At 70.7% G+C, this 24134-nt stretch carries 26 protein-coding genes; 11 read left to right on the forward strand and 15 right to left on the reverse strand.

Annotated elements, in window-relative coordinates; genetic code table 11:
• Both ACIBK8_RS12150 and ACIBK8_RS12155 read right to left on the reverse strand, forming a co-directional pair.
• Positions 1-219, reverse strand: a complete 219-nt coding sequence (locus ACIBK8_RS12150; RefSeq protein ID WP_399041608.1) for a DUF397 domain-containing protein — start codon at positions 217-219, stop codon at positions 1-3.
• Positions 200-1051 carry a Scr1 family TA system antitoxin-like transcriptional regulator gene (locus ACIBK8_RS12155; RefSeq protein ID WP_399041609.1) on the reverse strand — a complete coding sequence of 284 codons (852 nt, stop codon included), beginning with the start codon at positions 1049-1051 and terminating at the stop codon, positions 200-202. The genes ACIBK8_RS12150 and ACIBK8_RS12155 overlap by 20 nt, the downstream gene beginning before the upstream one ends.
• Positions 1052-1167: 116 nt before the next feature.
• Here ACIBK8_RS12155 and ACIBK8_RS12160 point away from each other — a divergent pair, with 116 nt between their 5' ends.
• Positions 1168-1389, forward strand: coding sequence for a hypothetical protein (locus ACIBK8_RS12160; protein WP_399041610.1), 222 nt, complete (start codon positions 1168-1170; stop codon positions 1387-1389).
• Positions 1386-1841: an ATP-binding protein gene (locus ACIBK8_RS12165; RefSeq protein WP_399041611.1), complete on the forward strand. Its 456-nt coding sequence runs from the start codon at positions 1386-1388 to the stop codon at positions 1839-1841. Before ACIBK8_RS12160 ends, ACIBK8_RS12165 begins: the two co-directional genes overlap by 4 nt.
• 128 nt (positions 1842-1969) lie before the next feature.
• Here the strand turns inward: ACIBK8_RS12165 and ACIBK8_RS12170 are convergent, their stop codons facing one another.
• Positions 1970-4027, reverse strand: a complete 2058-nt coding sequence (locus ACIBK8_RS12170; RefSeq protein WP_399041612.1) for an AMP-dependent synthetase/ligase — start codon at positions 4025-4027, stop codon at positions 1970-1972.
• Positions 4028-4666: 639 nt separating this feature from the next.
• Between ACIBK8_RS12170 and ACIBK8_RS12175 the strand changes: the two genes are divergently transcribed.
• Entirely contained in the window at positions 4667-5635 is a 969-nt protein-coding gene (locus ACIBK8_RS12175; protein ID WP_399041613.1) for a MaoC family dehydratase, read from the forward strand.
• A gap of 13 nt (positions 5636-5648) precedes the next feature.
• Here the strand turns inward: ACIBK8_RS12175 and ACIBK8_RS12180 are convergent, their stop codons facing one another.
• The gene (locus tag ACIBK8_RS12180) at positions 5649-6338 is read right to left on the reverse strand and encodes a TetR/AcrR family transcriptional regulator (protein WP_399041614.1); all 690 of its coding nucleotides are present in this window, start codon (positions 6336-6338) and stop codon (positions 5649-5651) included.
• A 140-nt stretch (positions 6339-6478) separates the two neighbouring features.
• Here ACIBK8_RS12180 and ACIBK8_RS12185 point away from each other — a divergent pair, with 140 nt between their 5' ends.
• Together ACIBK8_RS12185 and ACIBK8_RS12190 are read left to right on the forward strand one after the other, a co-directional pair.
• Entirely contained in the window at positions 6479-7369 is an 891-nt protein-coding gene (locus ACIBK8_RS12185) for an alpha/beta fold hydrolase (RefSeq protein ID WP_399041615.1), read from the forward strand.
• A 185-nt stretch (positions 7370-7554) separates the two neighbouring features.
• Complete coding sequence (locus tag ACIBK8_RS12190) at positions 7555-8061, forward strand: DUF6624 domain-containing protein (protein WP_399041616.1); 507 nt, start codon at positions 7555-7557, stop codon at positions 8059-8061.
• Positions 8062-8157: 96 nt separating this feature from the next.
• Here ACIBK8_RS12190 and ACIBK8_RS12195 read toward each other — a convergent pair whose 3' ends face one another.
• From ACIBK8_RS12195 to ACIBK8_RS12215, 5 genes are all read right to left on the reverse strand, one after another.
• A complete protein-coding gene (locus tag ACIBK8_RS12195) occupies positions 8158-9516 on the reverse strand; it encodes a dicarboxylate/amino acid:cation symporter (protein ID WP_399041617.1) in 1359 nt (452 codons plus the stop codon).
• A 438-nt stretch (positions 9517-9954) separates the two neighbouring features.
• Positions 9955-10245: a DUF4229 domain-containing protein gene (locus ACIBK8_RS12200; protein WP_399041618.1), complete on the reverse strand. Its 291-nt coding sequence runs from the start codon at positions 10243-10245 to the stop codon at positions 9955-9957.
• A 106-nt stretch (positions 10246-10351) separates the two neighbouring features.
• Positions 10352-10876 carry a GNAT family N-acetyltransferase gene (locus ACIBK8_RS12205; RefSeq protein WP_399041619.1) on the reverse strand — a complete coding sequence of 175 codons (525 nt, stop codon included), beginning with the start codon at positions 10874-10876 and terminating at the stop codon, positions 10352-10354.
• A gap of 73 nt (positions 10877-10949) precedes the next feature.
• Positions 10950-12116, reverse strand: a complete 1167-nt coding sequence (mqnE, locus tag ACIBK8_RS12210) for an aminofutalosine synthase MqnE (RefSeq protein ID WP_393683906.1) — start codon at positions 12114-12116, stop codon at positions 10950-10952.
• Between the two features lie 156 nt (positions 12117-12272).
• Positions 12273-12731 (reverse strand): Lrp/AsnC family transcriptional regulator, encoded by a 459-nt coding sequence (locus tag ACIBK8_RS12215; RefSeq protein WP_393683777.1) that lies wholly within the window; start codon positions 12729-12731, stop codon positions 12273-12275.
• A gap of 123 nt (positions 12732-12854) precedes the next feature.
• Between ACIBK8_RS12215 and ACIBK8_RS12220 the strand changes: the two genes are divergently transcribed.
• Positions 12855-12989 carry a hypothetical protein gene (locus ACIBK8_RS12220; RefSeq protein WP_393683779.1) on the forward strand — a complete coding sequence of 45 codons (135 nt, stop codon included), beginning with the start codon at positions 12855-12857 and terminating at the stop codon, positions 12987-12989.
• A gap of 19 nt (positions 12990-13008) precedes the next feature.
• Here the strand turns inward: ACIBK8_RS12220 and ACIBK8_RS12225 are convergent, their stop codons facing one another.
• Positions 13009-13707 (reverse strand): UbiX family flavin prenyltransferase, encoded by a 699-nt coding sequence (locus ACIBK8_RS12225; protein ID WP_393683781.1) that lies wholly within the window; start codon positions 13705-13707, stop codon positions 13009-13011.
• Positions 13708-13820: 113 nt separating this feature from the next.
• Between ACIBK8_RS12225 and ACIBK8_RS12230 the strand changes: the two genes are divergently transcribed.
• Together ACIBK8_RS12230 and ACIBK8_RS12235 are read left to right on the forward strand one after the other, a co-directional pair.
• Positions 13821-14411, forward strand: coding sequence for a rhomboid family intramembrane serine protease (locus tag ACIBK8_RS12230; RefSeq protein WP_399041621.1), 591 nt, complete (start codon positions 13821-13823; stop codon positions 14409-14411).
• Positions 14412-14487: 76 nt separating this feature from the next.
• Positions 14488-15096, forward strand: coding sequence for a DUF4870 domain-containing protein (locus tag ACIBK8_RS12235; protein ID WP_399041622.1), 609 nt, complete (start codon positions 14488-14490; stop codon positions 15094-15096).
• Positions 15097-15200: 104 nt separating this feature from the next.
• Here ACIBK8_RS12235 and mqnP read toward each other — a convergent pair whose 3' ends face one another.
• Both mqnP and ACIBK8_RS12245 read right to left on the reverse strand, forming a co-directional pair.
• Complete coding sequence (gene mqnP, locus ACIBK8_RS12240) at positions 15201-16130, reverse strand: menaquinone biosynthesis prenyltransferase MqnP (RefSeq protein WP_399041623.1); 930 nt, start codon at positions 16128-16130, stop codon at positions 15201-15203.
• Complete coding sequence (locus ACIBK8_RS12245; protein WP_399041624.1) at positions 16127-17584, reverse strand: menaquinone biosynthesis decarboxylase; 1458 nt, start codon at positions 17582-17584, stop codon at positions 16127-16129. The genes mqnP and ACIBK8_RS12245 overlap by 4 nt, the downstream gene beginning before the upstream one ends.
• Before the next feature lie 88 nt (positions 17585-17672).
• On the opposite strand from ACIBK8_RS12245, the gene ACIBK8_RS12250 reads away from it, so the two are divergent.
• The 3 genes from ACIBK8_RS12250 (at position 17673) to ACIBK8_RS12260 (ending at position 20455) form a co-directional block, all read left to right on the forward strand.
• On the forward strand, positions 17673-18089 hold the full coding sequence (locus ACIBK8_RS12250) for a PLD nuclease N-terminal domain-containing protein (protein ID WP_399041625.1): 417 nt from the start codon (positions 17673-17675) through the stop codon (positions 18087-18089).
• A 203-nt stretch (positions 18090-18292) separates the two neighbouring features.
• Positions 18293-18721: a nucleoside deaminase gene (locus ACIBK8_RS12255; protein ID WP_393683908.1), complete on the forward strand. Its 429-nt coding sequence runs from the start codon at positions 18293-18295 to the stop codon at positions 18719-18721.
• A gap of 306 nt (positions 18722-19027) precedes the next feature.
• Positions 19028-20455, forward strand: a complete 1428-nt coding sequence (locus ACIBK8_RS12260) for an alkaline phosphatase family protein (protein ID WP_399041626.1) — start codon at positions 19028-19030, stop codon at positions 20453-20455.
• Positions 20456-20517: 62 nt separating this feature from the next.
• On the opposite strand, the gene ccsB is transcribed toward ACIBK8_RS12260, so the two are convergent.
• Genes ccsB through ACIBK8_RS12275 form a run of 3 tightly spaced genes read right to left on the reverse strand, consistent with a single transcriptional unit; the run spans position 20518 to position 24131 of the window.
• On the reverse strand, positions 20518-21603 hold the full coding sequence (ccsB, locus tag ACIBK8_RS12265; RefSeq protein WP_399041627.1) for a c-type cytochrome biogenesis protein CcsB: 1086 nt from the start codon (positions 21601-21603) through the stop codon (positions 20518-20520).
• Complete coding sequence (locus ACIBK8_RS12270) at positions 21600-23369, reverse strand: cytochrome c biogenesis protein ResB (RefSeq protein ID WP_399041628.1); 1770 nt, start codon at positions 23367-23369, stop codon at positions 21600-21602. The genes ccsB and ACIBK8_RS12270 overlap by 4 nt, the downstream gene beginning before the upstream one ends.
• 3 nt (positions 23370-23372) lie before the next feature.
• A complete protein-coding gene (locus tag ACIBK8_RS12275) occupies positions 23373-24131 on the reverse strand; it encodes a cytochrome c biogenesis CcdA family protein (protein WP_393683792.1) in 759 nt (252 codons plus the stop codon).
• Positions 24132-24134 lie beyond the last annotated feature (3 nt).

Here is a 24134-nt window from a genome sequence, read left to right on the forward strand (position 1 = left end):
CTATGCCGCGAGCCCGTCCGCCTTGACCGCTGTCACGAACTGGTGCCAGGCACCCGCCGGGATCATGAGCGCCGGGCCGCCGGGAGCCGCCTTCGAGTCGCGGACGGGGACGAGACCGGGGAGATTGTCGGCGATCTCCACGCAGTCGGCGCCATCGCCGTTGCTGTAGCTGCTCTTGCGCCAGCGGGCGGCGCCGAGGTCAGTCGTGCTGTGCTTCATCCCGGTATCTCCTTGCCGCTTCTTCAACCATGGCCAGGGACGCCTCAGTTGGCAGTGCGGCGGCCCTCAGCAGATCGTAGGACCTTCGATAGCCCACCACGAGCTCCGGATTGTCGATGGCCTCACCGCTGAACTCGCCCTCGCTCCAGACCAATGGCGGAGCATCAGAGAAGGTCAGGACCTTGGCCATGCCCATCATGAGCGGGTGCGCGACGGTGGTTTCAGGGACCACTTGCAGAAAACTCTTGCTGGCCCGGATGGTTTCGGCAATGTGTTCCAGCTGCTCGGCCATCTCCAGCGGCGGGAGCAACGAGCGCCGGATCAGCCGCTCGTGCAGGATCGCCCAGTACACCGGGCGATCGGGCCGTCGCCACAATTCGGCGCGCTTGACCCGGGCACGGACCTTGCGCTCAATGGCCTCCGCGCCCTCCCACGGTTTCACGGCCTCACTGAGCTTGCGCACGTACGCCTCGGTCTGGAGCAGGCCCGGGAAGACAGCAGGCGCCCAGTCCTCGACCGTCGTGGCGTTCTTCTCCATCTCCGGCATATCCGCGTAGTACTGCGGATGCCCTGCCAGACCTGCCTTTCGGGCATCTGCACACCGCCGTTGAAAAAAACCGTCCGCGCCCAGCACTCGGTCGACGTGCCGGGCCAGGTCCTCGGGCATGCGCCGCTCACCGCGCTCGATCTGACTGAGGAACGAGACTCCACGGAAGCTGCCGTCCACCAACTGCTCAAGCGTGAGGCCGGCCGCCTCGCGCCTGTAGCGCAGCTCCGCGCCGTAGAAGCACGGCACATTCGCCGACGCATCAGGGTTCTTGCGAAGGGGCACAACTCACCACCTACGTCCGCAGGTTGATCTGTACAACCTGATTCCCTTCCCACGCTACGCCCCGTGACCGCACGCTGTGACCGGTTCATCACGATGCGCACAGGAAGGCGTACGCCATGTCTGATCACCACCACCGTCCCTCCCCCGATGACGTGCACGAGTGCACCGAGGCGCTGCGGAGTGCCCTGCTGGAGAACGGGATTACCCTGCCGTCGCTCGGGGTCGAGCTGCCGGCGTTTGCGGGGGCCTATCACGCGCCGCTCGTCGCGCTCGGTAACTGCAATGCGGCTACGGCGCTGCGGCTGGCCGATGTGCTGCGTGAGGCGGCGGTGCGGTGAGGACGACGCTGGTCATCGAGCTGCTCGCGGTTCCGGGGGCGGTCCGTGGCGTGCGGCGGGTGCTGCGGCGGTACCTCGGGGACGCGGGCGGGGCGGCGCAGTTGTGCGTCAGTGAGCTGCTCAGCAACGTGATTCTGCACGTCGGGGAGGGGGCGCCGGTCACGGTGCGGGTGTGCGGTGAGGGCGACGGGCGGGTCCGGATCGAGGTGACGGATCCGGATCCGTACGGGATGCCGGTGCGGCGGTCGGCCGCGCGTGACGAGGAGGGCGGGCGCGGGATAGCGCTGCTGGCGGCCGTCTCGCTGAGGTGGGGCGTGTGGTCTGCGGCGGGGTGCAAGACCGTGTGGTGCGAGGTCGGGGTGGCGGAAGGGGCCGATGGGGGCGAGGCCCCGGCCGGAAGGAAGCCCCCGTGCCACCTCCCCCACAGAGGTGACACGGGGGTTCCAGTCTGACGTGCCGCGGGGCCTGGCTCCAGAGGAGAAGGCGGGTTTCTTACGCCGGAGTCAGGTGTGGCGGGGTTGGTGCGGCCTGTGGGGCGGCCGGGGCGGCGCGGGTGGCGGCTCGCCGGTGGGCCGAGGCGTCACTCGGGCGCGTACAGGGCTTCGATCTCCTTGGCGAAGTCGCGGGTGACGGCCGCCCGGCGGATCTTGAGCGACGGGGTGAGGTGGCCGGACCGTTCGGTGAACTCCTCGGTGAGTACGGCGAAGCGGCGGATCGACTCGGCGCGCGAGACCAGTTTGTTCGCGTCGTCGACGGCGTGCTGGAGGTCGGCGCGCAGCCGGTCGTCGTGGATCAGTTCGGCGAGCGGGACGTCCTGCTTCTTCTTCATCTGGCGCCAGTGCGCGAGGCCGTCGGGCTCCAGGGTGATCAGGGCGGTGATGTACGCGCGGTCGTCGCCGATGACCAGGCACTGGCCGACCAGCGGGTGGGCCCGCAGGCGGTCCTCCAGGGGCGCGGGGGCGACGTTCTTGCCGCCGGACGTCACGATGATCTCCTTCTTGCGGCCGGTGATGGTGAGGTAGCCGTCCGCGTCGAGGGCGCCGAGGTCGCCGGTGGCGAACCAGCCGCGGTCGGTGACCGGCACGGCCGCCGCCCGGGACGCGTCCCAGTAGCCGGCGCACACCTGGCCGCCGCGCAGCAGCACCTCGCCGTCGTCGGCGATCCGCACCCCGGTGCCGGGCAGCGGCCAGCCGACGGTGCCGATGCGGGGGCGCAGCGGCGGGGTGACGGTCGCCGCCGCGGTGGTCTCCGTCAGGCCGTAGCCCTCGAAGATCTCGATGCCGGCGCCGGAGTAGAAACCGGCGAGGCGGCGGCCCAGCGGGGAGCCGCCGCAGATCACGTGGCGGACCCGGCCGCCGAGTGCGGCCCGGATGCGGCGGTAGACCAGCGGGTCGTAGAGCTTGCGGGCCGCCCGCAGGCCGGGTCCTGGGCCCTTGCCCGTGCCGTGTTCCTGGGCCTCGACCGCCTCGCCGTACGCGCGGGCGATGCGGGTGGCGCGGTCGAAGGAGGCGGCGCGGCCCATCTTCTCGGCGGTGGCGCGGCCGGTGTTGAAGACCTTCTCCAGGACGTACGGGACGGCGAGCAGGAACGTCGGCCGGAAGCCCGCCAGGTCGGCGATGAGGTCGTCGGTCTGGATGCTGGGGGCGTGGCCGAGGCGGACCCGGGCGCGCAGGCAGCCGATGGCGACCATCCGGCCGAAGACGTGCGCCAGCGGGAGGAAGAGGAGGGTGGACGCCGGGTCCTCGCTGACCGACGTGAACACCGGGTGCAGCAGTTCCACGGCGTTGTCGACCTCGGCGAAGAAGTTCGCGTGGGTGAGGACGCAGCCCTTGGGGCGTCCGGTGGTGCCCGAGGTGTAGATGAGGGTGGCGATGGCGTCGGGGGCGACGGCCGCGCGGCGCTCGTCGACCACGGAGTCCGGGAGGTCGCGGCCCGCGGAGACGAGTTGGGAGACGGCGCCGGTGTCGAACTGCCACAGGTTCGCGAGTCCTGGCAGGCCGGTGCGGATGCCGCTGATCAGGCGGGCCTGTTCGACGTTCTCGACCGCGCAGGCGGTGGCGCCGGAGTCGTGCAGGATCCACTGCGTCTGGAGGGCGGACGAGGTGGGGTAGACGGGGACGGTGACCAGCCCTGCGGCCCAGGCCGCGAAGTCGATGAGGGTCCACTCGTAGGTGGTGCGGGCCATGATCGCGAGGCGGTCGCCGGGGCGCAGGCCGTGCGCGATCAGGCCCTTGGCGACGGCGCGCACCTCGGTGGCGAACTCGGCGCAGGTCACGTCGTGCCAGGTGGCGCCGGTGCTGGGCCGCTTGCGGGCGAGCGCCACGTCGTCGGGGGAATCGGCGGCGTTGGCGAACGGGAGGTCGCCGAGGGAGCCGTGGGTGAGGGGCGGGGCCAGCGGGGGGACGGTGACCTCGCGGACGGTGCCGTCCCTGACCGTCTTCTGCGGGGCGACGAGCGGGGGTTGGGGCGGTGCACTTTCCTGGGTGGTCACGAGCGGCTCCTCGTCTGGGGTGGGTGCGGTCGCCTCGGGGGGTGGGGGTGTGGTGTGCGGTGGTGGGGTGTGCGGGTGCGTTCGCCTGTCGGGGGTGTGGGGGTGGGTGGGTCGGAGGGGCCGCACCGGGGTGTCTCCTCGACGCATGTGCCCTCGGGTACGTGTCGACGGAGCCCCGGCGTTGGCACCTGTCGCTGCGGGGAGCACCCCGGTACGGCCCCTCCGACCCACCCGGTCTCTATGGCGGCTGCGGGGCGGTGGGGCTGCTCGGTCTCCCCGACTTGCTCGCCCGGCTCGGTCTCCCCCGGCTTGCTCGCCGGGCTTGCTCGCTCGGCTTGCTCGCCCTTCGGGCCTCGGTGGGGTTTTCGTGTGGAGTGTGGGATGGGGTTCGGGGTGGGGTGCCCTCGTGGCTCAACTCGCCGTGATGCGTGGCTGGTTGTGGGATCGTGATGGTTCGTCCTCGACCAGATCCTGACCCGACAGTAACCTTACTTCCTGGTAAATTTACGCGAGGAGTAGGAGTTGGCCAATGCTCGGTCGCCATCTTCGTCCTAGCAATTCCGAGGGCGTTCGCTTCTCTTCCCGTCGGGTCGGGTTGTCGCCGCCGACGGCGTCGCTGCACCGTGGGGAATCCGGGCACGCCGGCTGGGGCGGGGCGGTCCGGCAGCTCGCCAACATGGCTGAAGAGCAGTGGAGTTCCGTGCGGCATGTCCGCTTCGGCCCCGCCTCGTCCGCGGTCAACGGCCAGACCGTGCGGGTCTGCGGCCAGAGCCTGCTGGGCGCCTGATGGCCGCCGCCCGGCCGACGGCCACCGTCCTGCGCCGCGCGCCCCGGCTGCTGCCCGCGCTCGCCAAGGGCGTCCTGACCGGCATCGGCAAGCGACCGCGCCCGGACGCCGCGCTGCCCGGCACCCGGCTCGTGCAGCCCGCCGTACGGGCCGACCCCGCGAAGGTCGCCGCGTACGCGCAGGTCTGCGGCTTCCGGGCCGACGGCACGCTGCCGGTCACCTACCCGCACATCACCGGATTCCCGCTGGCCGCCCGGCTGATGAGCGCCCGCGGCTTCCCGCTGCCGCTGCTCGGGCTCGTCCACACCGGCATCGAGATCCGGCAGTGGGACGCGTTGCGGGTCGCGGACGCGCTCGAACTCACCGTGTACGCCGAGGAGTTGCGGGCGCACCGGCGCGGTACGGAAGCGGTGCTGATCACCGAGGCGCGCCGCGACGGCGTGCTCGTGTGGTGCGACCGGAGCAGCTACCTGGCGCGGCACCGCGTCCCGGAAGCCCACCGGGCCACGGTGGAGACGGCCGACGGTGGCGGTGCGCGGCCCGCGGGGCCGCCGCCGCACACCACCTGGCAGTTGGCCGCCGACCTCGGCCGCCGGCACGCCGCGGTCTCCGGCGACTACAACCCGATCCACCTCCACCCGCTCACCGCCCGGCCACTCGGCTTCCCGCGCGCCATCGCGCACGGCATGTGGACGTTCGCCCGCTGCGCCGCCGATGCCGTACCGCCGGGCGCGGGCCCGCTCCGCATCGGCGCGGAATTCCGCGCTCCGGTGCTGCTCCCGGCCACGGTGTCCTACGGGCGGCGGGACGAGGCCGGTAGCGGTAGCGGTAGCGGCGCCGGTAGCGGTAGTAATTCCGGCGGGAGTTGCGTCTTCCAGTTGAGCGGTGGCGGGGCGGGTGACGGGGGTGCGGGGCGTGTCCACCTCGACGGGTGGCTGGAGGTGGAGGGCCGAGAGGCGACGGGCTGAGAGGCGGTTCGGGCTACGGCGCCGTGGCCGGGCCGGGGGCGCCGGGGGCCCAGCGTTCGCCGCCCATCAAGCGGCCGAGGCCGGCCCAGGCGAAGTTCATCAGGGTGGCCGCGGTCTCCTTCGCCGACGGCTGCTCCCGCTCCCCGGCGGCGCCCCCGTCCGCGGGCACGTTGACCCACTCCGCCAGTGACTCGGCCGCGCCGACCAGCGCGTGCGCCAGACCGGCCACCTCGCGGTCGGCCAACTCGCCGTCGCAGCCCGCCTCCTGGGCCGCGGCGGCGATGAGTCCCGTCACGAACTCGGTGATCTCGGCCCGCATCACGGCCACTTCGCGCGCGAACGGCTCGCCCTGCGTACGCGCCTGCTGGTGCAGCACCGCCCAGCCGTCCGGGTGCTCAGCGGTGTGCGCGAAGAAGCCCTTCAGGCCGCTCCACAGCTGCCGGTCGGCCGCCACGTCCGGCTCGACGGCCGCGGTGACGGCCTCGACCAGCGCCGCCGACTCGCGCCGGATGACCGCGCTGAACAGCTCTTCCTTGGAGTGCAGGTAGAGGTAGACCAAGGGCTTGGAGACCCCGGCCAGTTCGGCGATCTCGTCCATCGACGCGGCCCGGTACCCGCGTCGCGCGAAGGTGGTCACCGCCGCGTCCATCATCTGCTGCTCGCGCACCGCTCGCGGTACCCGCTTGCCCTTCACCGCACCCACGCCGAATGTCCTTCCGTCCCACCCCTTTACCGCAAGGAAAGTTTACGATCTTCCGCCCGCACATCCTTTCCCTTGACGCTGACCAGCCACTGCGAGACGATACGTCTCGTTACGTTGACGGCGTCCAGGAGGGCCCACCCATGCAGCAGTTCATCGAAGCCGCCCCCGGTGTCCGCCTGTGGACCGAACAGCACGGCGCCCCCGACGCTCCCCCGCTGCTGCTGGTCATGGGCGCCCAGGCATCGGGCCTCGGCTGGCCCGACCCGTTCGTCGAAGCGCTCGCCACCCGGCACCGCGTGATCCGCTACGACCACCGCGACACCGGCCGCTCCACCTGGTCGTTCGCCGACGACCCGTACCGCATCGCCGACCTCGCCCAGGACGTGATCACCGTCCTCGACGGGCTCGGCATCGACCGCGCGCACGTCGTCGGCATGTCACTCGGCGGCATGCTGACGCAGATGGCGCTCGCCGACCGTCCCGAACGGTTCCTCAGCGCCACCCTCATGTGCACCATGGCCCTGAGCACCCGCCCGTACACCGCCCCGGACGGCACCGAGACACCCGTCGCCGACCTCCCCGGCATCGCGCCCGAGGTACTGGAGATGTGGGCCAGACCCGTCGAGGACCACGGCCTGGAGGCCGAACTCGACCGTCGCACCCAGCACTGGCGGGTACTCAACGGCGGCCGGCTCCCCTTCGACGCCGCGTACTTCCGCGCCCAGGAACGCCGCATCATCGAACACACCGGCCGCTACGCCACCTCGACCGCCCACGGCACCGCCGACGACGCCGGCATGCTGCGCACCGAAGCCCTGGCCGCCAACCGCGTCCCCACCCTCGTCATCGCCGCCACCGCCGAACCGGTCTTCCCGCCCCCGCACCCCCAGCACATCGCCCAGTGCCTCAACACCCCCCACCTCACCGAAATCCCCAACATGGGCCACGCACTCCCCCCAGCCGTACACACCCCTCTCGCGACGGCCATCCTGAAGCACACGGGGGCGGTGGGGGTGGGAGTGGGGAGTTGAGGGGCCCGGGCCGATGGGGCTCCGGGGCGGTGGCTGTTCCAGCGGTCCCGCCCCGGCTTCCCATCCATTGTCTCCGTCCCCAGGGGCCTCCGTCACCCTTCTCCCGAACGATCTTTGTGGGTGGTTTGCGCCTTTAGGGTTTCAGGCGATCGGCACAACATGGGTGTCTGAACAGGGAGTTGAGAGTGGCGCAGGATATTGCCGCACTGAGGGATGAGCTCGTGCGGATGGCCGCGGCGGACCAGCGGGCCTCGGTGCACGCGAACGGTGAGGATCCGGCGGGGCAGTTGGCGTGGCGGCGGCTGACCGCCCGGCACGGTGACCGGCTGAACGCGATCATGGATGAGTGCGGCTGGCCGACGGCGGAACTGGTCGGCGAGGACGCGGCGCGTGCGGCGTGGCTGATCGCGCAGCACGCCGACCGGCAGCTCGACGTCCAGCGGCGGGCGCTCCGTCTGATGGAGCAGGCGGTGGCGGCGGGCGCGGCCGGCCCCCGCGAGCTGGCCTTCCTGCGTGACCGCACGCTGGTCAACGAGGGGCGCAAGCAGGTCTACGGCACCCAGATCGCCGGCGTGCGGGACGGCTCGCCCCTGCCGTGGCCGTGCGAGGAGCCCGCGCGCGTGGACGCACTGCGCGCCGAGGTGGGCATCGAACCCTTCGACGCGTACGTCGCCCGGTTCCCGGCGGCCTGACGCACCACGTCGGCTGTCCGAAGCGGGTGCGGACACGGCTGCGCCCCGACCCGTCGAGCATCAGGGGTCGGGGCGCAGCCGTGCGGCGGGCCGGAATTACGCGGGGACCGGCTCCCGGGCGGAGACCTGCTCGTCCGCGCCGTCGGCGGCGTCGTCCTCAAGACGGCTGCCGTGCGCCTGTGCGTAGGCGTCGCGGTCCAGGATCTTCTCCTTGGCGGAGACCAGGATCGGGATCACCGACTGGCCCGCGACGTTGGTGGCGGTGCGCATCATGTCGAGGATCGGGTCGATGGCCATCAGCAGGCCGACACCCTCCAGGGGCAGGCCCAGGGTGGAGAGGGTCAGGGTCAGCATGACGGTCGCGCCGGTGAGGCCGGCGGTGGCGGCGGAGCCGATGACCGAGACGAAGGCGATCAGGACGTAGTCGCCGATGCCCAGCGGGACGTCGAAGATCTGGGCGATGAAGATCGCGGCGATCGCCGGGTAGATCGAGGCGCAGCCGTCCATCTTGGTCGTCGAGCCGAACGGCACCGCGAAGGAGGCGTACTCCTTCGGCACGCCGAGGCGCTCGGTGACCTTCTGGGTGACCGGCATGGTGCCGACCGAGGAGCGGGAGACGAAGGCCAGCTGGATGGCGGGCCAGGCGCCCTTGAAGAACTGCAGCGGGTTGACCTTGGCGACCGTCGAGAGCAGCAGCGGGTAGACGCCGAAGAGGACGATGGCGCAGCCGACGTAGATGTCGACGGTGAAGGTCGCGTACTTGCCGATGAGGTTCCAGCCGTACGTCGCGATGGCGTGGCCGATGAGGCCGACGGTGCCGATCGGGGCGAGGCGGATGACCCACCACAGGGCCTTCTGGAGCAGTTCCAGCGCGGACCGGCTGATCTTGAGGACCGGTTCGGCCCTGTCGCCGAGCTTGAGTGCGGCGATGCCGACGACGGCGGCCATGAAGACGATCTGCAGGACCTGCAGCTGGGTGAACGGCGTGACGATGTCGGTGGGCACGATGCCGGTGAGGAAGTCGATCCAGGAACCGGCGTGTTCGGGCGCCTTGCCGTCCTTGGGCGTCAGGCCGGTGCCCGCGCCGGGGTTGGTCAGCAGGCCGATGACCAGGCCGATGGCGACGGCGATCAGCGAGGTGGCCATGAACCACAGCAGGGTGCGGGTGGCGAGCCTGGCGGCGTTGTTGACCTGCCGCAGGTTGGTGATCGACACCAGGATGGCGAAGAAGACCAGCGGGGCGATGGCCAGCTTCAGCAGCTGGATGAAGAGGTCGCCGACGTGCTCAAGGGTGGACGTCAGCCAGCCGACGTCATTGCTCTTGGCGATCCAGCCGAGCAGCACACCCAGGGCGAGACCGGCCAGGATCTGGATCCAGAACGGAATCTTCGGTATTCGGGAGGACTTGGATGCCTTGGGGGCCTCTTCGGACACAGCGGTCTCAGATGTGGACAACGGACACACTCCGGTGACAGGTCAGACGTCGGGAAAACGGCGGAAGAGCGCCAGGAGGTCCGTAACGCGGATCTCCGGCCGCGGTGAGCATGGTCAGCGGCGGCAACAGGCCGCGGACAGACAGCGGCAAAGATCGACGTGCAGGCGCGCCACGAGCGGGGCGCTCACGGGGAACGAGGGCGCGGCTGCTGTCTTCATGACAAGTACGTTAACACTCGAACTTTGGGGAACTCAAAGAAAATCTTTGGGCAGGGCAATACCGAGCGGGACGAAAACGGCAGGCGCCCCACCGCGGAGGGGAAACTCCACGGTGAGGCGCCTGTGTGGGTGCGCGAGTGTGAGGTGGCCGACAATCCGGCCGTCAGCGGGGCGGGCCGCTGCCGCCCGCCTTCCGCCCCGCCCGGCCGCCCGCTTCCGGTGCGGCGGGCGCGGTCCGGGTCAGAGGAGCCCGTCCTCCTGGCTGCGGTTGGCGGCGAGGCGCTCGCGCTGGCGGTCGACCTTGTCGACGATCTGCACGGACATCGCGTCCCGCTGCTTGCGCAGCAGCACGAAGCTGAGCGGCGCGGAGATCACGATGGCGAGCAGCAGCAGCCAGATGGCGTTCGCGCTGCCGACGCCGAGCGGGATGATCCGGAAGTAGGCCAGCACCCACACCAGCGCGAAGCAGGCGATGAAGAGGCCGATGCGAAGTGCGGTGTAGCGGAGTGTGGCGAACTTGGGGCTGCTCACGGGGCGGAACCTTCTTCTCAACGGCAACCAAAGGGTCGCCAACCAGTCAAGCACAGCGCCACTTGCGATCTTCCGTCCCCCCGGGGGCTGTTACCCGCGGGCCCGGTCAGTGCAGCTCACGCCACATCGTGATGTCGTCGCGGAAGTCGTCGTCGGCGACCTTGATCGCGCCCGGCACCCGGCCGACCTCCTTGTAGCCGCACGCGGCGTAGAAGCGCGATATGCCGGTGCCGCCGCGGCAGGTGAGGCGGATGCCGCTGATGCCGTCGATGCTCCGGGCGGCGTCGTCGACCGCGTCCATCAGCGCGCGGCCCGCGCCCTGCCCCTGGAGGGAGGGGTGGACCATCACGGTGTAGACCCACAGCCAGTGCCGCATCAGGCGGTGGGAGTTGAGGGCCAGGAACGCCGTCGCCAGCACCCTGCCGTCCGCGTCGCGGCCCGCCACCAGGCGCTCGCGGCCCTCGGCCATCGCCGTCAGATGCCGGAGCAGGTCGGGGCGTATCTCCTCCGGTGTCACCGGCGGGACGAAGCCGACCGCGCCGCCGGCGTTGGAGACGTCCGCCCACAGGCTGAGCAGCCCGTCGCGCAGTTCCGGGGTGACAGAAGGGTCCAGGTCGAAGCGCACGCTCATGTCCTGGACCCTAACGCCGGCCACTGACAACGCCCCCGGCCGGGCCGGGGGCGCAGGTCAGCGGATCAGCGGGTCACAGACGCATGGCCTGCGGCGACTCGCGGCGGTCCGGGTCGGGGCCCGGGTACTCGCGGATCGCCTCGTAGCGGGTGTTGCGCTCGACGGGACGGAATCCGGCGTCGCGGATCAGGTCGAGCAGGTCCTCGCGGGTCAGTTTGTTCGGCGTGCCGTAGTTGTCGGCGTCGTGCGTGATCTTGTACTCGACGACCGAGCCGTCCATGTCGTCCGCGCCGTGCTGGAGGGCGAGTTGGGTGGTCTGGAGGCCGTGCATCACCCAGAAGCACTTGACGTGCGGGACGTTGTCGAAGAGCAGGCGGGAGACCGCGAAGGTCTTCAGCGCCTCGGCACCGCTGGCCATGGTCGTGCGCGCCTGGAGGCGGTTGCGGACCTTGCCGTCCTTCATGTCCACGAAGTCGTGCTGGTAGCGCAGCGGGATGAAGACCTGGAAGCCGCCCGTCTCGTCCTGGAGTTCGCGCAGGCGCAGGACGTGGTCGACGCGGTGGCGGTGCTCCTCGATGTGCCCGTAGAGCATCGTGCTCGGGGTCTTGAGGCCCTTTTCGTGCGCGAGGCGGTGGATCCGCGACCAGTCCTCCCAGTGGGTGGCGTGGTCGACGATGTGCTGCCGCACCTCCCAGTCGAAGATCTCGGCGCCGCCGCCGGTCAGCGACTCCAGGCCCGCGTCGATCAGCTCGTCGAGGATCTCGGACGCCGACAGGCCGGAGATGGTCTCGAAGTGGTGGATCTCGGTGGCGGTGAACGCCTTGAGGGAGACCGTGTCGGGCAGCGCCTCCTTGAGGGCGCTGAGCGACCGGGGGTAGTAGCGCCACGGCAGCGTCGGGTGCAGGCCGTTGACGATGTGCAGCTCGGTGAGGTTCTCGTTCTCCATCGCCTTGGCGAGGCGGACGGCCTCCTCGATGCGCATGGTGTACGCGTCCTTCTCGCCCGGCTTGCGCTGGAACGAGCAGTAGGCGCACGACGCGGTGCACACGTTGGTCATGTTGAGGTGACGGTTGACGTTGAAGTGGACGACGTCGCCGTTCTTGCGGGTGCGCACCTCGTGCGCGAGGCCGCCGAGCCATGCCAGGTCGTCGGACTCGTAGAGGGCGATGCCGTCCTCGCGGGTCAGCCGCTCCCCGGCGTGGACCTTCGCCTCCAGCTCGCGCTTGAGGCCCACATCCATCGACGCAGCCATCCGGTCGCCTCCCACTCTCTGCCGTATCTGTCCCGTTTCGGTGCCGGAAACGGGCCTGCCCGAGCCTACTCCCCCGTCAACGGCACGGGCGGAGCCCCCTGCGGCGCCCCGCCCCGCGCAGCCACGGCCGGGAGGCGACGGCCGCTATTCGACCTCCTCGGGAAGCTCGCCGACGCGGTTCTCCCACTTGGTGGAGAGCACGATGGTGGTGCGGGTACGGGAGACGCCCTTGGTGCCGGACAGCCGCCGGATGATCGTCTCCAGGCCGTCCATGTCACCGACCCGCACCTTGAGCATGTACGAGTCGTCGCCGGCGATGAACCAGCAGTCCTCGATCTCGGCGAGGTCGCGCAGCCGGCGTGCGACGTCCTCGTGGTCGGCGGCGTCCGAGAGGGAGATGCCGACCAGTGCCGTGACGCCGAGCCCGAGGGACTTGGCGTCGACCGTCGCGCGGTACCCGGTGATCACACCGGCCGCTTCGAGGCGGTTGATCCGGTCCGTGACGCTGGGCCCGGAGAGGCCGACGAGACGGCCGAGCTCCGCGTAGGAGGCCCTCCCGTTCTCGCGAAGTGCCTGGATGAGCTGCCTATCCACCGCGTCCATGCCCTCTAGCCTTCCAATCTTTACGCAATTTCGGATCCTGCATGTAGAATCTAAGGCATACAGGGCTCGATGCCTTGTGATTCTTCCAAATGATCAACGACGATCTTCACAGGAGTTGTCACCGTGTACTCGATCGAGATGGCCTACGCCCGCATGCGCGAGCTGCAGGACCAGGCCAATCGTTCACGTGCCCACCACCAGCCCGCCGCCCCGCGGGCCCGGCGCCGCCTCGGCCGCGCCGCCGCCAAGAAGCGCTAGGGCGCAGCCGGGACCTCCCTCAGGAGGCACCCCCGAGTTCCCCCTCCCAACGCCGGTACAGACCGTGCGGCACAGCCGCCGCGTCGAGCACCCGGCCGGCGACGAAGTCCACCAGATCCTGGATGTGCCTCGCGCCCGCGTAGAACGCCGGGGAGGCGGGCAGCACCACGGCGCCCGCCTCGTCCAGCGACACCAGATGCTTCAGCGTCGGCCCGTTCAGCGGGGTCTCCCGCACCGCGACCACCAGCGGCCTGCGCTCCTTGAGCGTCACGCTCGCCACCCGCTGGAGCAGATCCTTCGAGAGTCCGAGTGCCACCCCGGCGACACATGCCGTGCTCGCCGGGACGATCAGCATGCCCTTCGCCGGATACGACCCGGACGAAGGACCCGCCGCCAGGTCACCGGCCGGCCAGTACCGCACATCGGCCAGTTCCGTCTCGTGCACCGCGAACGTCTCCGGCTTGCCGTCCGCGCCGCGCGCCAGCCACTCCCGCAGGTCCGCCCGCCAGTGGGCGTCCCGGAACGCGATCCCGGTCTCGTCGAGCAGGGTCAGCCGGGACGCCCGGCTCACGACCAGGTCCACCGCCTCCCCCGCCGCGAGCAGCCCGCGCAGCACGGACGCGGCATACGGCGTCCCGGACGCGCCGGAGATCCCGACGACCCACGGACGGCGCCGACCTGGGTCCTGCTGACTGGTATCGATGGGCGAAGGCTCCACGACATCGAGCCTATCCGCCGGAACCGCCGGCCCGTCACGGCCGTTCTCCCTCATGAACCCCCTGGCCCGCCGCGCCGGGAAACAGCCGGAACGCAGCAGAGAAAGGCCCGCCGATGAGCCGCGCGAAGCCCGCGATCTTCCTGATGCTGGGCTGGATCGGGCTGCTCTGGCTGCTGGAGGGTGTCGACACCGTCAGCGGGCACGCCCTGGACACCTTCGGCATCCAGCCGCGGGAGTTCGGCGAGCTGGGCGACGTGATCCCCGCCGCCTTCCTCCACTTCGGCTTCGGCCACCTCGCCGCCAACACCCTGCCGCTGCTGGTGCTCGGCTTCGTCGCCGCACTGCGCACCGGAATACGCCGCTTCCTCGGTGTCGTCCTGGTGATCATCCTCGCCAGCGGCCTGGGCGTCTGGCTGACCGCGGCCCCGCACAGCAACACCGCGGGGGCGTCCGGCGTCGTCTTCGGCCTCTTCGGCTACCTCCTCGTCCGCGGCTTCATCGACCGCAAGATCCTCGACATCGGCATCGGCGCCGTGGTCGCCGTCCTCTACGGCTCGATCGTCTGGGGCGCGCTGCCGACCGACAGCGGCATCAGCTGGCAGGGCCACCTGTTCGGGCTGCTGGGCGGCGTGCTGGCCGCCTTCGTCTTCCGCAGCAGGCGGCCCGCGCTCTCGCCGGGGGCCACTGTCGGACCCGTCCCGTAATCTCTGGGTAACGGGAGCCGCCGGGCCGCCGACGCGGCGCCGGGCGGGGCACTACGCAGCGCACGGGGTGAGCACGATGTCCGATTACCACCAGCCGGGATACGGATACGGACCGCAGAGCGGGCCGCAACAGCCGTACGGCGGCGGCCCGGGATGGCAGAGCGGCCCGCCGCCGAACGGCTACGGCTACCCGTCGGCCCCCGGGTACGGCACGGACCCCGGCTACGGCACCCCGCCGCCCCCGCCGTCGACGAGCGCCGCGATGTGGGCGCACCTCGGCGCGCTGCTGACGGTGACCGCGGGCTCGATGATGTGCTGCGGCCTCGGCGCGTTCGCCGGCTGGATCGGCCCGATGTCGGTACGCGGCAGCGAGCGCAACAAGCACGACAGGTACGTCCGCCATCACGCCACCGAGGCCCTCAACTTCGGCATCACCCAGGCCCTCATGGCGGTGCTCGGCGCGGTGCTGTACTTCGGCACGATGCTCGTCTACGGGCTGGTGGCGGACGAGGCGCAGCGCGCGTCGTCCGGCCTCGCGATCCCGATGCTGACCGTGATCGCGATCATGGGCGCCTACGGCATATCGGGCGTCGTCTGCGCGATCATCGCCACGGTGAAGGCGACCCGCGGCGAGTGGTGGAGCTACCCCCGGCTGATCGCCTGGCCGATGGTCAAGGCGGCCTGAGAGCCCGCGTCCGCACCCCGGTCGCGGGGTGCACCCGCCGGGCCCGGCCCACGCGAAAGGGCGGGGCCGCGCGGCCCCGCCCTCCTGTCACAGCAGACGTCCCGTCAGACCGTCAGTCCCCGGACCAGCAGGTCGGCCAGCGCGCAGACGAACAGCGCGATGCCGATGAAGCCGTTGACGCTGAAGAAGGCCCGGTTGAGCCGGGACAGGTCGTGCGGCCGGACGATCGTGTGCTCGTAGAGGAAGGCCCCGACGACGATCACCAGACCGATCCAGAAGCACACCCCCGCGTCGGTGGCCAGCGCGTACCAGACCAGCAGCGCGGTGGTGACGGCGTGGCAGGCGCGGGCGCCGTGCAGCGCCGCCGGGATGCCGAAGCGGGCAGGCACGGACTTCACGCCGTGCGCGCGGTCGGCCTGTACGTCCTGGCAGGCGAAGATCAGGTCGAAGCCGCCGATCCAGACGCCGACCGCGAGGCCCAGGATGACCGCGTCCCACGACCAGCTGCCGCTGATCGCGATCCAGGCGCCGACCGGCCCTATCGCCTGGGCGAGCCCCAGGATCGCGTGCGGGAAGTTCGTGAACCGCTTGCCGTACGGATAGACCACCATCGGGATCACCGCGACCGGCGCCAGCGCCAGGCACAGCGGGTTGAGCAGCGCGGCGGCGGCGAGGAAGACGACGACGGCGACCAGCGCGCCGGTCCACGCCGACTTCACCGAGACCGCGCCGGTGACCAGTTCGCGGCCGGCCGTGCGCGGGTTACGGGCGTCGATCTCGCGGTCGATGATGCGGTTGGCCGCCATCGCGAACGTCCGCAGCCCGACCATCGCCACCGTCACCAGCAGCAGCCGGCCCCAGTGGATGTTCCGGTCCCACTGGTACATCGCGGTCAGCGAGGCGATGTAGGCGAACGGCAGCGCGAAGACCGAGTGCTCGATCATCACCAGGCGGAGGAACGCCGACACCCCTCCGCGCACGCGTGGGGCGGGCGGGTTCGCGCCGCCCTCCACGGGGATCGCTTCGCCGCTCACAGGCCGTACTCCTTCCAGCGCTTGGTCACCCGGTCACGGACGGCCGGGTCCGACTCGACCATGTCCGGCCAGCCGCCGTCTCGCGTGTACCCCTCTTCGGGCCACTTCTCCGTCGCGTCGATACCCGCCTTGCCGCCCCAGAACTGCTGGTAGGAGGCGTGGTCGAGATGGTCGACGGGGCCCTCGACGACGGTCAGGTCCCGGGCGTAGTCGGTGTTGCCGAGCGCCCGCCAGGACACCTCGTGGAGGTTGTGGACGTCGCAGTCCGCGTCGACGACCACGATCAGTTTGGTCAGCGACATCATGTGGGCGCCCCAGATGGCGTGCATGACCTTCTGCGCGTGCTTGGGGTACTTCTTGTCGATCGAGACGATCGCGCAGTTGTGGAAGCCGCCGGACTCGGGGAGGTGGTAGTCCACGATGTCCGGGACGATGATCTTGAGCAGCGGCAGGAAGAAGCGTTCCGTCGCCCGGCCCAGCGGCCCGTCCTCGGTCGGCGGGCGGCCCACCACGATGGACTGGAGCAGCGGGCGCTTGCGCATCGTGACGCAGTCGATGGTCAGCGCGGGGAACGGCTCCTGCGGCGTGTAGAAGCCGGTGTGGTCGCCGAACGGGCCCTCGGGCAGCATCTCGCCGGGTTCGAGCCAGCCCTCGATGACGACCTCGGCCTGGGCCGGGACCTGGAGCGGGACGGTCTTGCAGTCCACCATCTCGATCCGCTTGCCCTGGAGGAAGCCCGCGAAGAGGTACTCGTCGATGTCGCCCGGCAGCGGCGCGGTGGACGCGTAGGTCACCGCAGGGGGGCAGCCGAAGGCGATGGCGACCGGCAGCTTCTCGCCGCGCTTGGCCGCGACCTGGTAGTGGTTGCGGCTGTCCTTGTGGATCTGCCAGTGCATGCCGATGGTGCGCTTGTCGTGGCGCTGGAGGCGGTAGAGGCCGAGGTTGCGGATACCCGTTTCGGGGTGCTTGGTGTGCGTGAGGCCGAGGTTGAAGAAGGAGCCGCCGTCCTTCGGCCAGGTGAACAGCGCCGGGAGCATGTCCAGGTCGACCTCGTCGCCCTTGAGCACGACCTCCTGGACGGCCGCGTCCTCGCCCTTCACCTTCTTCGGCGGGACGTGCGTCATGCCGGCCAGCTTGCCGAACGCCTCCCGCATCCCGACGAAGCCCTGCGGCAGCTCGGGCTTGAGCAGCCCGCCGATCCGGTCGCTGATGTCGCTGTAGTCCTTGAGGCCGAGTGCCTTCAGGAGCCGGCGGTCGGTGCCGTAGACGTTCATGGCCAGCGGCATCGCCGAGCCCTTGACGTTCTCGAAGAGAAGGGCAGGGCCGCCCGCCTTCTGCACCCGGTCAACGATCTCGCCGACCTCCAGATAGGGGTCGACCTCGGCCTTGATGCGCTTGAGGTCGCCCTCCCGGTCGAGCGCGCGCAGGAACGAGCGAAGATCGTCATAAGCCATACGTCCCAGTATCGGGTACGCACTACCCTGGACGGGTCACCGGGCCCCGCGGCGGGCCCGCCACCGCGTCCAGGGGGACCTTCACGCCATGCTCAGGTATCTGCCCTTCCTCTTGGTGCTTGCGCTGTGGATCTACGCGTTCATCGACTGCGTCAACACCCCCGAATCACAGGTCCGCGGGCTGCCCAAGGTCGTCTGGGTGCTCATCATCCTGCTCTTCGGCGAGGTGCTGGTCGGGCCGATCGTCTGGCTGGTCGCCGGCAAGGTCAGGCAGCCGGCGAACGGCGGCAGCACCCCGTCGCAGTGGCACCGCAACCACCGCACCACCTGGGTGGCGCCGGACGACAACCCCGAGTTCCTCAAGTCGCTCAAGGACGAGAACACGAAGGACGAGGCGCTGCTCAAGGACTGGGAGGCCGGCCTGCGCCGCCGCGAGGACGAGCTGCGCCGCAAGGAGGACGGCTCCCCGAACGGCCCCGACGAGACGCCGCCGGGCAAGGGCTGAGCGCGCGGGAGACGCCCGGCCGACAGCCCGTCGGACGCCCTTCGGATGCCCGCCTCTGAGAGTCTTGCGCCATGGACCAGGCACCGGAGCACGGCCGGCAGGACATGGCGCGGGACCGCGACGCGGTGCGGCTGCACGGCGACGACGGCCGCACACCTGACCTCCCTGGCGACCCGCGGCACCTCCAGGAGCACGCCCGCACGATGCTGGCGACCGCCCTCGCCGAGGCGCGGGCCGGGCTCGGCGAGGGCGGCATCCCGATCGGCGCCGCCCTCTACGGCCCGGACGGCACCCTGCTCGGCAGCGGCCACAACCGCCGGGTCCAGGACGGCGATCCGTCCGCGCACGCCGAGACCGCGGCCTTCCGCGCGGCAGGACGGCAGCACAGCTACCGCGGCACGACGATGGTCACCACCCTCTCGCCCTGCTGGTACTGCAGCGGCCTGGTACGGCAGTTCGGCATCTCCCGGGTGGTCGTCGGCGAGGCCAGGACCTTCCACGGCGGGCACGACTGGCTCGCCCGGCACGGCGTACGGATCGTGGTGCTGGACGACGCGGAGTGCGCGGAGATGATGCGCGACTTCATCGGCGCGCACCCGGCGCTGTGGAACGAGGACATCGGCGCCGAGTGACACAGTGGCCGGCCGGCATCACGGACGTGACGCCGGCCGGACTTCAGGACCCACGCCCCGGTGCGGGCCGGTAGCACCGCGTCCGCCGCCGCGCCGCTGCCCGGCGAGCGGCCCTGTCCTGCGCCGACCGAAACCCCCGCACCGCGCCTCTTGGCGTACATGTCGTAGCTTTTCCCAGCCAACTGGCGCCTGTTCATGGCCATTTGACACATAGTTCAGCCATCTCCCCCTGCCTGTGCAACCCGTGCGCCGAGACAGTCGGGTCGTCCCACTGCGGTCTCACGCGACACAGGGAGAGTGCCACCTATGCCCGATATGACCCGACGCAGACTCCTCGGCTCCGCCGCGGGCACGGTCGGCGGCGCCGCGGCGCTGTCGCTGCTGCCCCCGAGCATCCAGAAGGCCGTGGCCGCGGGCCCGCCCCGGCACGGCGGGCTGCACGACATCGAACACGTCGTCCTGCTCATGCAGGAGAACCGGTCCTTCGACCACTACTTCGGCACCCTGCGCGGCGTCCGGGGCTTCGCCGACCCGGACGCGCTGGCACTCCCCGACGGCCGTTCCGTCTTCCACCAGCCGGACGCGGCGAACCCGGACGGCTACCTGCTGCCGTTCCGCCTCAACACCCACACCTCCAGCGCCCAGGCCATCCCGTCCACCAGCCACGCCTGGTCGGTCCAGCACGAGGCGTGGAACGGCGGCAAGATGGACCGCTGGCTGCCCGCGCACCGCAAGGCCGACGGGGTCAACGGGCCGTACGTGATGGGCTACCACACCCGCCGGGACATCCCCTTCCACTTCGCCCTCGCCGAGGCATTCACGCTCTGCGACAACTACTTCTGCTCGGTCTTCGGGCCGACCTGGCCCAACCGGCTGTACTGGATGACCGGCACCCTCGACCCGGGCGGCAGGCACGGCGGCCCGATCCTCAACAACACCGCGCCGCAGCCGTACCGCTGGACGACGTACGCCGAGCGGCTCGAAGCGGCCGGGGTCAGCTGGAAGGTCTACCAGGAGGAGGACGACTACGGCTGCAACCTCCTGGAGCAGTTCCAGACCTTCCGGGACGCCAAGCCGGGCGAGGCGCTGTACGAGAAGGGGGTGAGGCCGCAGCCGGCCGGCACGTTCGAGGACGACGCCCGCAACGACCGGCTGCCGGCCGTGTCCTGGCTGATACCCACCGGCCACCAGTCCGAGCACCCGGACTACCTGCCGGCCGCCGGCGCCGACTACATCGCCCGGAAGATCGAGGCCATCGCCTCCAACCCCAAGGTCTGGCGCAAGACCGCCTTCATCCTCAACTACGACGAGAACGACGGGCTCTTCGACCACGTGCCGCCGCCCACCCCGCCGCCCGGCACCCCGGACGAGTTCGTCGGTGGCCTGCCCATCGGCGGCGGCTTCCGCGTGCCCTGCATGATCGTCTCGCCGTGGACGGTGGGCGGCTGGGCGGCTGGCGACGCGTTCGACCACACCTCCGTGCTCCAGTTCCTGGAGCGCTTCACCGGCGTCGACGAACCCAACATCAGCGACTGGCGGCGGGCCACCTTCGGCGACCTGACCTCGGCGTTCGGCTTCCGGCACGCGGCGCACCGGCCGCCGCGGCTGCCGCACAACACCGCGGAGCAGCTGGCCGAGGCCCAGTGGGACGTGGCGCATCTGCCCAAGCCGGAACTGCCGGGCGGCGGCCAGCGCCCGCCGCGCCAGGAACACGGCGGGCGTAAGCGCCGCTGAGCCCCTGGAAACACGTCGGAGGCGGCCCTTCGGCGGGCCGCCTCCGATGGTTCGATGCCGGATCAGACTCCCGCGTAGGAGTGCAGACCGGTGACGAAGATGTTCACGCCGTAGTAGTTGAAGAGGTAGCAGCAGAACGCGATCAGGCCCAGCCAGGCGGCCTTGCGGCCCTTCCAGCCGGCGGTGGCGCGGGCGTGCAGGTAGCAGGCGTAGGCGACCCAGGTGATGAAGGACCAGACCTCCTTGGGATCCCAGCCCCAGTAGCGGCCCCAGGCGGCCCCGGCCCAGATGGCGCCCGCGATGATGGTGAACGTCCACAGCGGGAAGACCGTGGCGTTGACGCGGTAGGCGAACTTGTCGAGCGAGGCGGCGGCGGGCAGCCGCCCCAGCACCGAGGACGCGAACGCGCCGGGCTGCTTGCCCGACGGGTCGGCGAGCTTGGCTTCGTAGCGGTCGCGGAAGAGGAAGAGCAGCGTCGCGACGGCACCGAGGTAGAGCACGGCGCCGGAGATGATCGCGCAGCTGACGTGGATCCACAGCCAGTACGAGTGCAGCGCGGGCACCAGCTGGTCGCTGGCGGTGTAGAGCACGGACACGGCCAGGCCCAGGTCCAGCAGGACCGTGGTGATCAGCGGCAGTCCGATCCAGCGGACGTTCTTCTTGAGCGCCAGCAGGATCAGGTACGCGCTGACCGCGACCGCGGCGAAGGTCGTGGAGAACTCGTACATGTTGCCCCAGGGGGCCCGCTGTACGGACAGCGCGCGGGTGACCACACCCGCGACGTGCAGCGCCCAGGCCAGGACGGTCAGCGAGATGGCGATCCGGCCGTAGAGGTCGCCCTTCTCGGTGCCGCCGGCCGCGCCGGGACCGTCCGGGACGTCACGGCTGCCGGGCGCCGAGCGGGTGACGACCTTCGGCCGCTCCAGCACCGCCGTGCCGCCCTTGGCCGCCACCTGCACGGTGACCGGTGCGGCTGCCTTCACGTCGCCGGTCAGCGCGGCGGCGGTACGGCCCACCTTGCTGCGGCTGCCGAACACCCACTCGGCCATGTGCGCGAGGAAGGCCAGGGTGTAGACAGCCATCGCCGAATAGACCAGCAGATTGCTGTTGTGCGCCAGTGTCTCGTTGGCTGCGGCCGCGATGTTCACGCGCGCGCTCCTTCGGAGGGATCAGCAGGTTCGGCGGAGTCGGTGGGCTGCGCCGGGGCTTCGGGGTCGGGGCCTGCGGAGGGGTGTTCCGGGTCCGCAGCCGCGGGGGCGTCGGGTGCCAGCGCCACGGCCAGGTCGGCGATTTCCTCCGGCAGCCGGGCCGACTCGCTGCGGCCCAGGCCGGCGATCTCGACGACGGTGACGCCGTCGGCGCCGGGCCGCGCCCTGACCCAGACCCGGCGGCGCTGGATGAACAGCGAGCCCGCCAGGCCCAGCAGCACCGCCACCGCTCCGGCCAGCGCGAGACCGTTGCCCGGCTGGTGGGTGATCTTGAAGCTGGCCCAGGTCTTGACGCCCTTGAAGGTGATGGAGCCGTCGCCGTCGGGCAGCTTCATCGTCTCGCCCGGCAGCATCATCTTCGCCAGCTTCTTGCCCTTGGCGGAGTACTGCTTGAGGTTCTTCTGGTCGAGCTGGTAGACGCTCTGCGGCAGTCCGGAGTCCAGGCCCAGGTCGCCGTGGTAGGCGGTGAGCGTCAGCACCGGATAGTCCAGCGCGGGGAACTGCGAGAACATCGAACCGGAGCCCTTGCCGCCGAACGTCGGCACGAAGAAGCCCTGGAAGCCCAGCTGATTGCGCTTGCCGTCCTTGGTCTGGGCGCCCGGCACCTTCACCACACCGGTCGAGGTGAAGTTCTTCGGGTCCTGCGTCAGGAAGGGCACCGCGCCGTCGTAGACGACCTTGCCCCGGCCGTCCTTGACGCTGACCTCCGGCGCGTAGCCGTGGTTGAGCAGGTAGACCTTGGAGCCCGCGATGTCGAGCGGCTCGTTCACCTCGATCGAGGTCTTGTGCTCCTTGCCGTCCGCACCGGTGTAGTACGTGACGTTGGCCCGGAAGGTACGCGGGGTGCCCCGCTCGGGGCCGGTCCGCTCGTACGTCGCGTCGAACTTGTCGAGCGTGAAGCCGAACGGCTCCATCGTGTCCGTGTCGAAGAAAGGCCCGGACTTGAAGTCGTCGTACTGGGTGAGGTTGTTGGCGAAGCCGTCGCCCTCGGTGGTCAGCTTGCCGCCCTCGGACTTCCACAGGCTGCCGACGGCGAACGCGACCAGCAGCACGATCAGCGCGAGGTGGAAGACGAGGTTGCCGACCTCCCGCAGGTAGCCCTTCTCGGCCGCCACCGCCGTACCGGAGAGGTCCGCGCGGAACCTGCGCTTCTTCAGCAGCCGGCGGGCCGCGCCGAGCACCGCGTCGGGATCGGCGTCGGTACGCCACGTCGTGTACGCGGGCAGCCGGGTCAGCCGGCTGGGCGCGCCCGGCGGACGGCCCCGCAGCTGCCCGACGAACTGCCAGGTGCGGGGCACGATGCAGCCGATGAGGGAGATGAAGAGCAGCAGGTAGATCGCCGAGAACCACACCGAGCTGTAGACGTGGAACATCCCCAGCTTGTCGTAGATCCCGGAGAGCGTCGGGTGGTCGGCCTTGAAGGAGTCGACCTTGACCGGGTCGATGCTGGTCTGCGGGATCAGCGAGCCGGGGATCGCCCCGATCGAGAGCAGGAAGAGCAGCAGCAGCGCGACCCGCATCGAGGTGAGCTGCCGCCAGAACCACCGCGCCCAGCCGACCGGGCCGAGCGAGGGGAAGCTGATCTCTTCCTTGGGTGCGGTGGAGAGCTGGGATCCGGCCGCGCCGAGATCCCCGCCCGCGTCCCCGGACTGCCGTGCGCCGGTCTCCGGCCCCGGGTCGTGGGGGGTGTCGGTCTTGGTGGACATCAATCAGATCCCAACGGTGAAGCTTTGCGTCCAGCTCTGCAGCTCGGACATCAGGCTGTCCCAGACGCCGGTGACCAGGAGGATGCCGAGCGCGACCATCATGCCGCCGCCGGTCCGCATCACCCACACGTAGTGGCGCTTGACCCAGCCGAACGCGCCGAGCGCCCGGCGGAACGCCAGCGCCACGAACACGAACGGCAGGCCGAGCCCCAGGCAGTAGACGATGGTCAGCAGGGCGCCGCGCGCCGCGCTGGCCTGGTAGAGCGAGAGGGTGTTGACGGCGGTGAGGGTGGGGCCCAGGCACGGCGTCCAGCCGACGCCGAAGAGCACCCCGAGCACCGGCGCGCCGACCAGGCCCATCGTGGGCTTCTTGTGGAAGCGCAGCTCGCGCTGGCCGAAGCGTTTGAGCACACCGGCGAAGGCCAGACCGAGCAGGATCATCAGGGCGCCCAGGACGCGGGAGATGATCTCCTTGTTCTCCTGGAGCCGTTGCCCGAAGAACCCGAAGAGCGCCCCGCCCGAGACGAAGACGGCGGTGAAGCCGAGGACGAACAGCAGGGCACCGGCCAGCATCCGGCCGCGCTTGGCCTCGGCGAGGTCGGTGCCGGTGACCCCGGTGACGTAGGACATGTAGCCCGGTACGAGCGGCAGTACGCAGGGCGAGAAGAAGGAGACCAGGCCGCCGAGCAGCGCGATGGGCACGGCGGCCAGCAGGGCGCCGGTCATGACGGTCTGGTTCTCCGCGGCGGCGAGCGCGATCACTGG

Origin of the sequence: Streptomyces sp. NPDC050161 (assembly GCF_044460025.1) — a bacterium.
GTDB lineage: Bacteria > Actinomycetota > Actinomycetes > Streptomycetales > Streptomycetaceae > Streptomyces.

What these genes read in the sequence shown, in the direction of transcription:
- ACIBK8_RS12150 (WP_399041608.1), bottom strand. Translation starts at nt 219, where the DNA reads ATGAAGCACAGCACGACTGACCTCGGCGCCGCCCGCTGGCGCAAGAGC.
- ACIBK8_RS12160 (WP_399041610.1), top strand. Translation starts at nt 1,168, where the DNA reads ATGTCTGATCACCACCACCGTCCCTCCCCCGATGACGTGCACGAGTGC.
- ACIBK8_RS12170 (WP_399041612.1), bottom strand. Translation starts at nt 4,027, where the DNA reads ATGCGTCGAGGAGACACCCCGGTGCGGCCCCTCCGACCCACCCACCCC.
- ACIBK8_RS12175 (WP_399041613.1), top strand. Translation starts at nt 4,667, where the DNA reads ATGGCCGCCGCCCGGCCGACGGCCACCGTCCTGCGCCGCGCGCCCCGG.
- ACIBK8_RS12185 (WP_399041615.1), top strand. Translation starts at nt 6,479, where the DNA reads ATGCAGCAGTTCATCGAAGCCGCCCCCGGTGTCCGCCTGTGGACCGAA.
- ACIBK8_RS12205 (WP_399041619.1), bottom strand. Translation starts at nt 10,876, where the DNA reads ATGAGCGTGCGCTTCGACCTGGACCCTTCTGTCACCCCGGAACTGCGC.
- mqnE (WP_393683906.1), bottom strand. Translation starts at nt 12,116, where the DNA reads ATGGATGTGGGCCTCAAGCGCGAGCTGGAGGCGAAGGTCCACGCCGGG.
- ACIBK8_RS12215 (WP_393683777.1), bottom strand. Translation starts at nt 12,731, where the DNA reads ATGGACGCGGTGGATAGGCAGCTCATCCAGGCACTTCGCGAGAACGGG.
- ACIBK8_RS12230 (WP_399041621.1), top strand. Translation starts at nt 13,821, where the DNA reads ATGAGCCGCGCGAAGCCCGCGATCTTCCTGATGCTGGGCTGGATCGGG.
- ACIBK8_RS12235 (WP_399041622.1), top strand. Translation starts at nt 14,488, where the DNA reads ATGTCCGATTACCACCAGCCGGGATACGGATACGGACCGCAGAGCGGG.
- ACIBK8_RS12245 (WP_399041624.1), bottom strand. Translation starts at nt 17,584, where the DNA reads ATGGCTTATGACGATCTTCGCTCGTTCCTGCGCGCGCTCGACCGGGAG.
- ACIBK8_RS12250 (WP_399041625.1), top strand. Translation starts at nt 17,673, where the DNA reads ATGCTCAGGTATCTGCCCTTCCTCTTGGTGCTTGCGCTGTGGATCTAC.
- ACIBK8_RS12255 (WP_393683908.1), top strand. Translation starts at nt 18,293, where the DNA reads ATGCTGGCGACCGCCCTCGCCGAGGCGCGGGCCGGGCTCGGCGAGGGC.
- ACIBK8_RS12260 (WP_399041626.1), top strand. Translation starts at nt 19,028, where the DNA reads ATGCCCGATATGACCCGACGCAGACTCCTCGGCTCCGCCGCGGGCACG.
- ACIBK8_RS12270 (WP_399041628.1), bottom strand. Translation starts at nt 23,369, where the DNA reads ATGTCCACCAAGACCGACACCCCCCACGACCCGGGGCCGGAGACCGGC.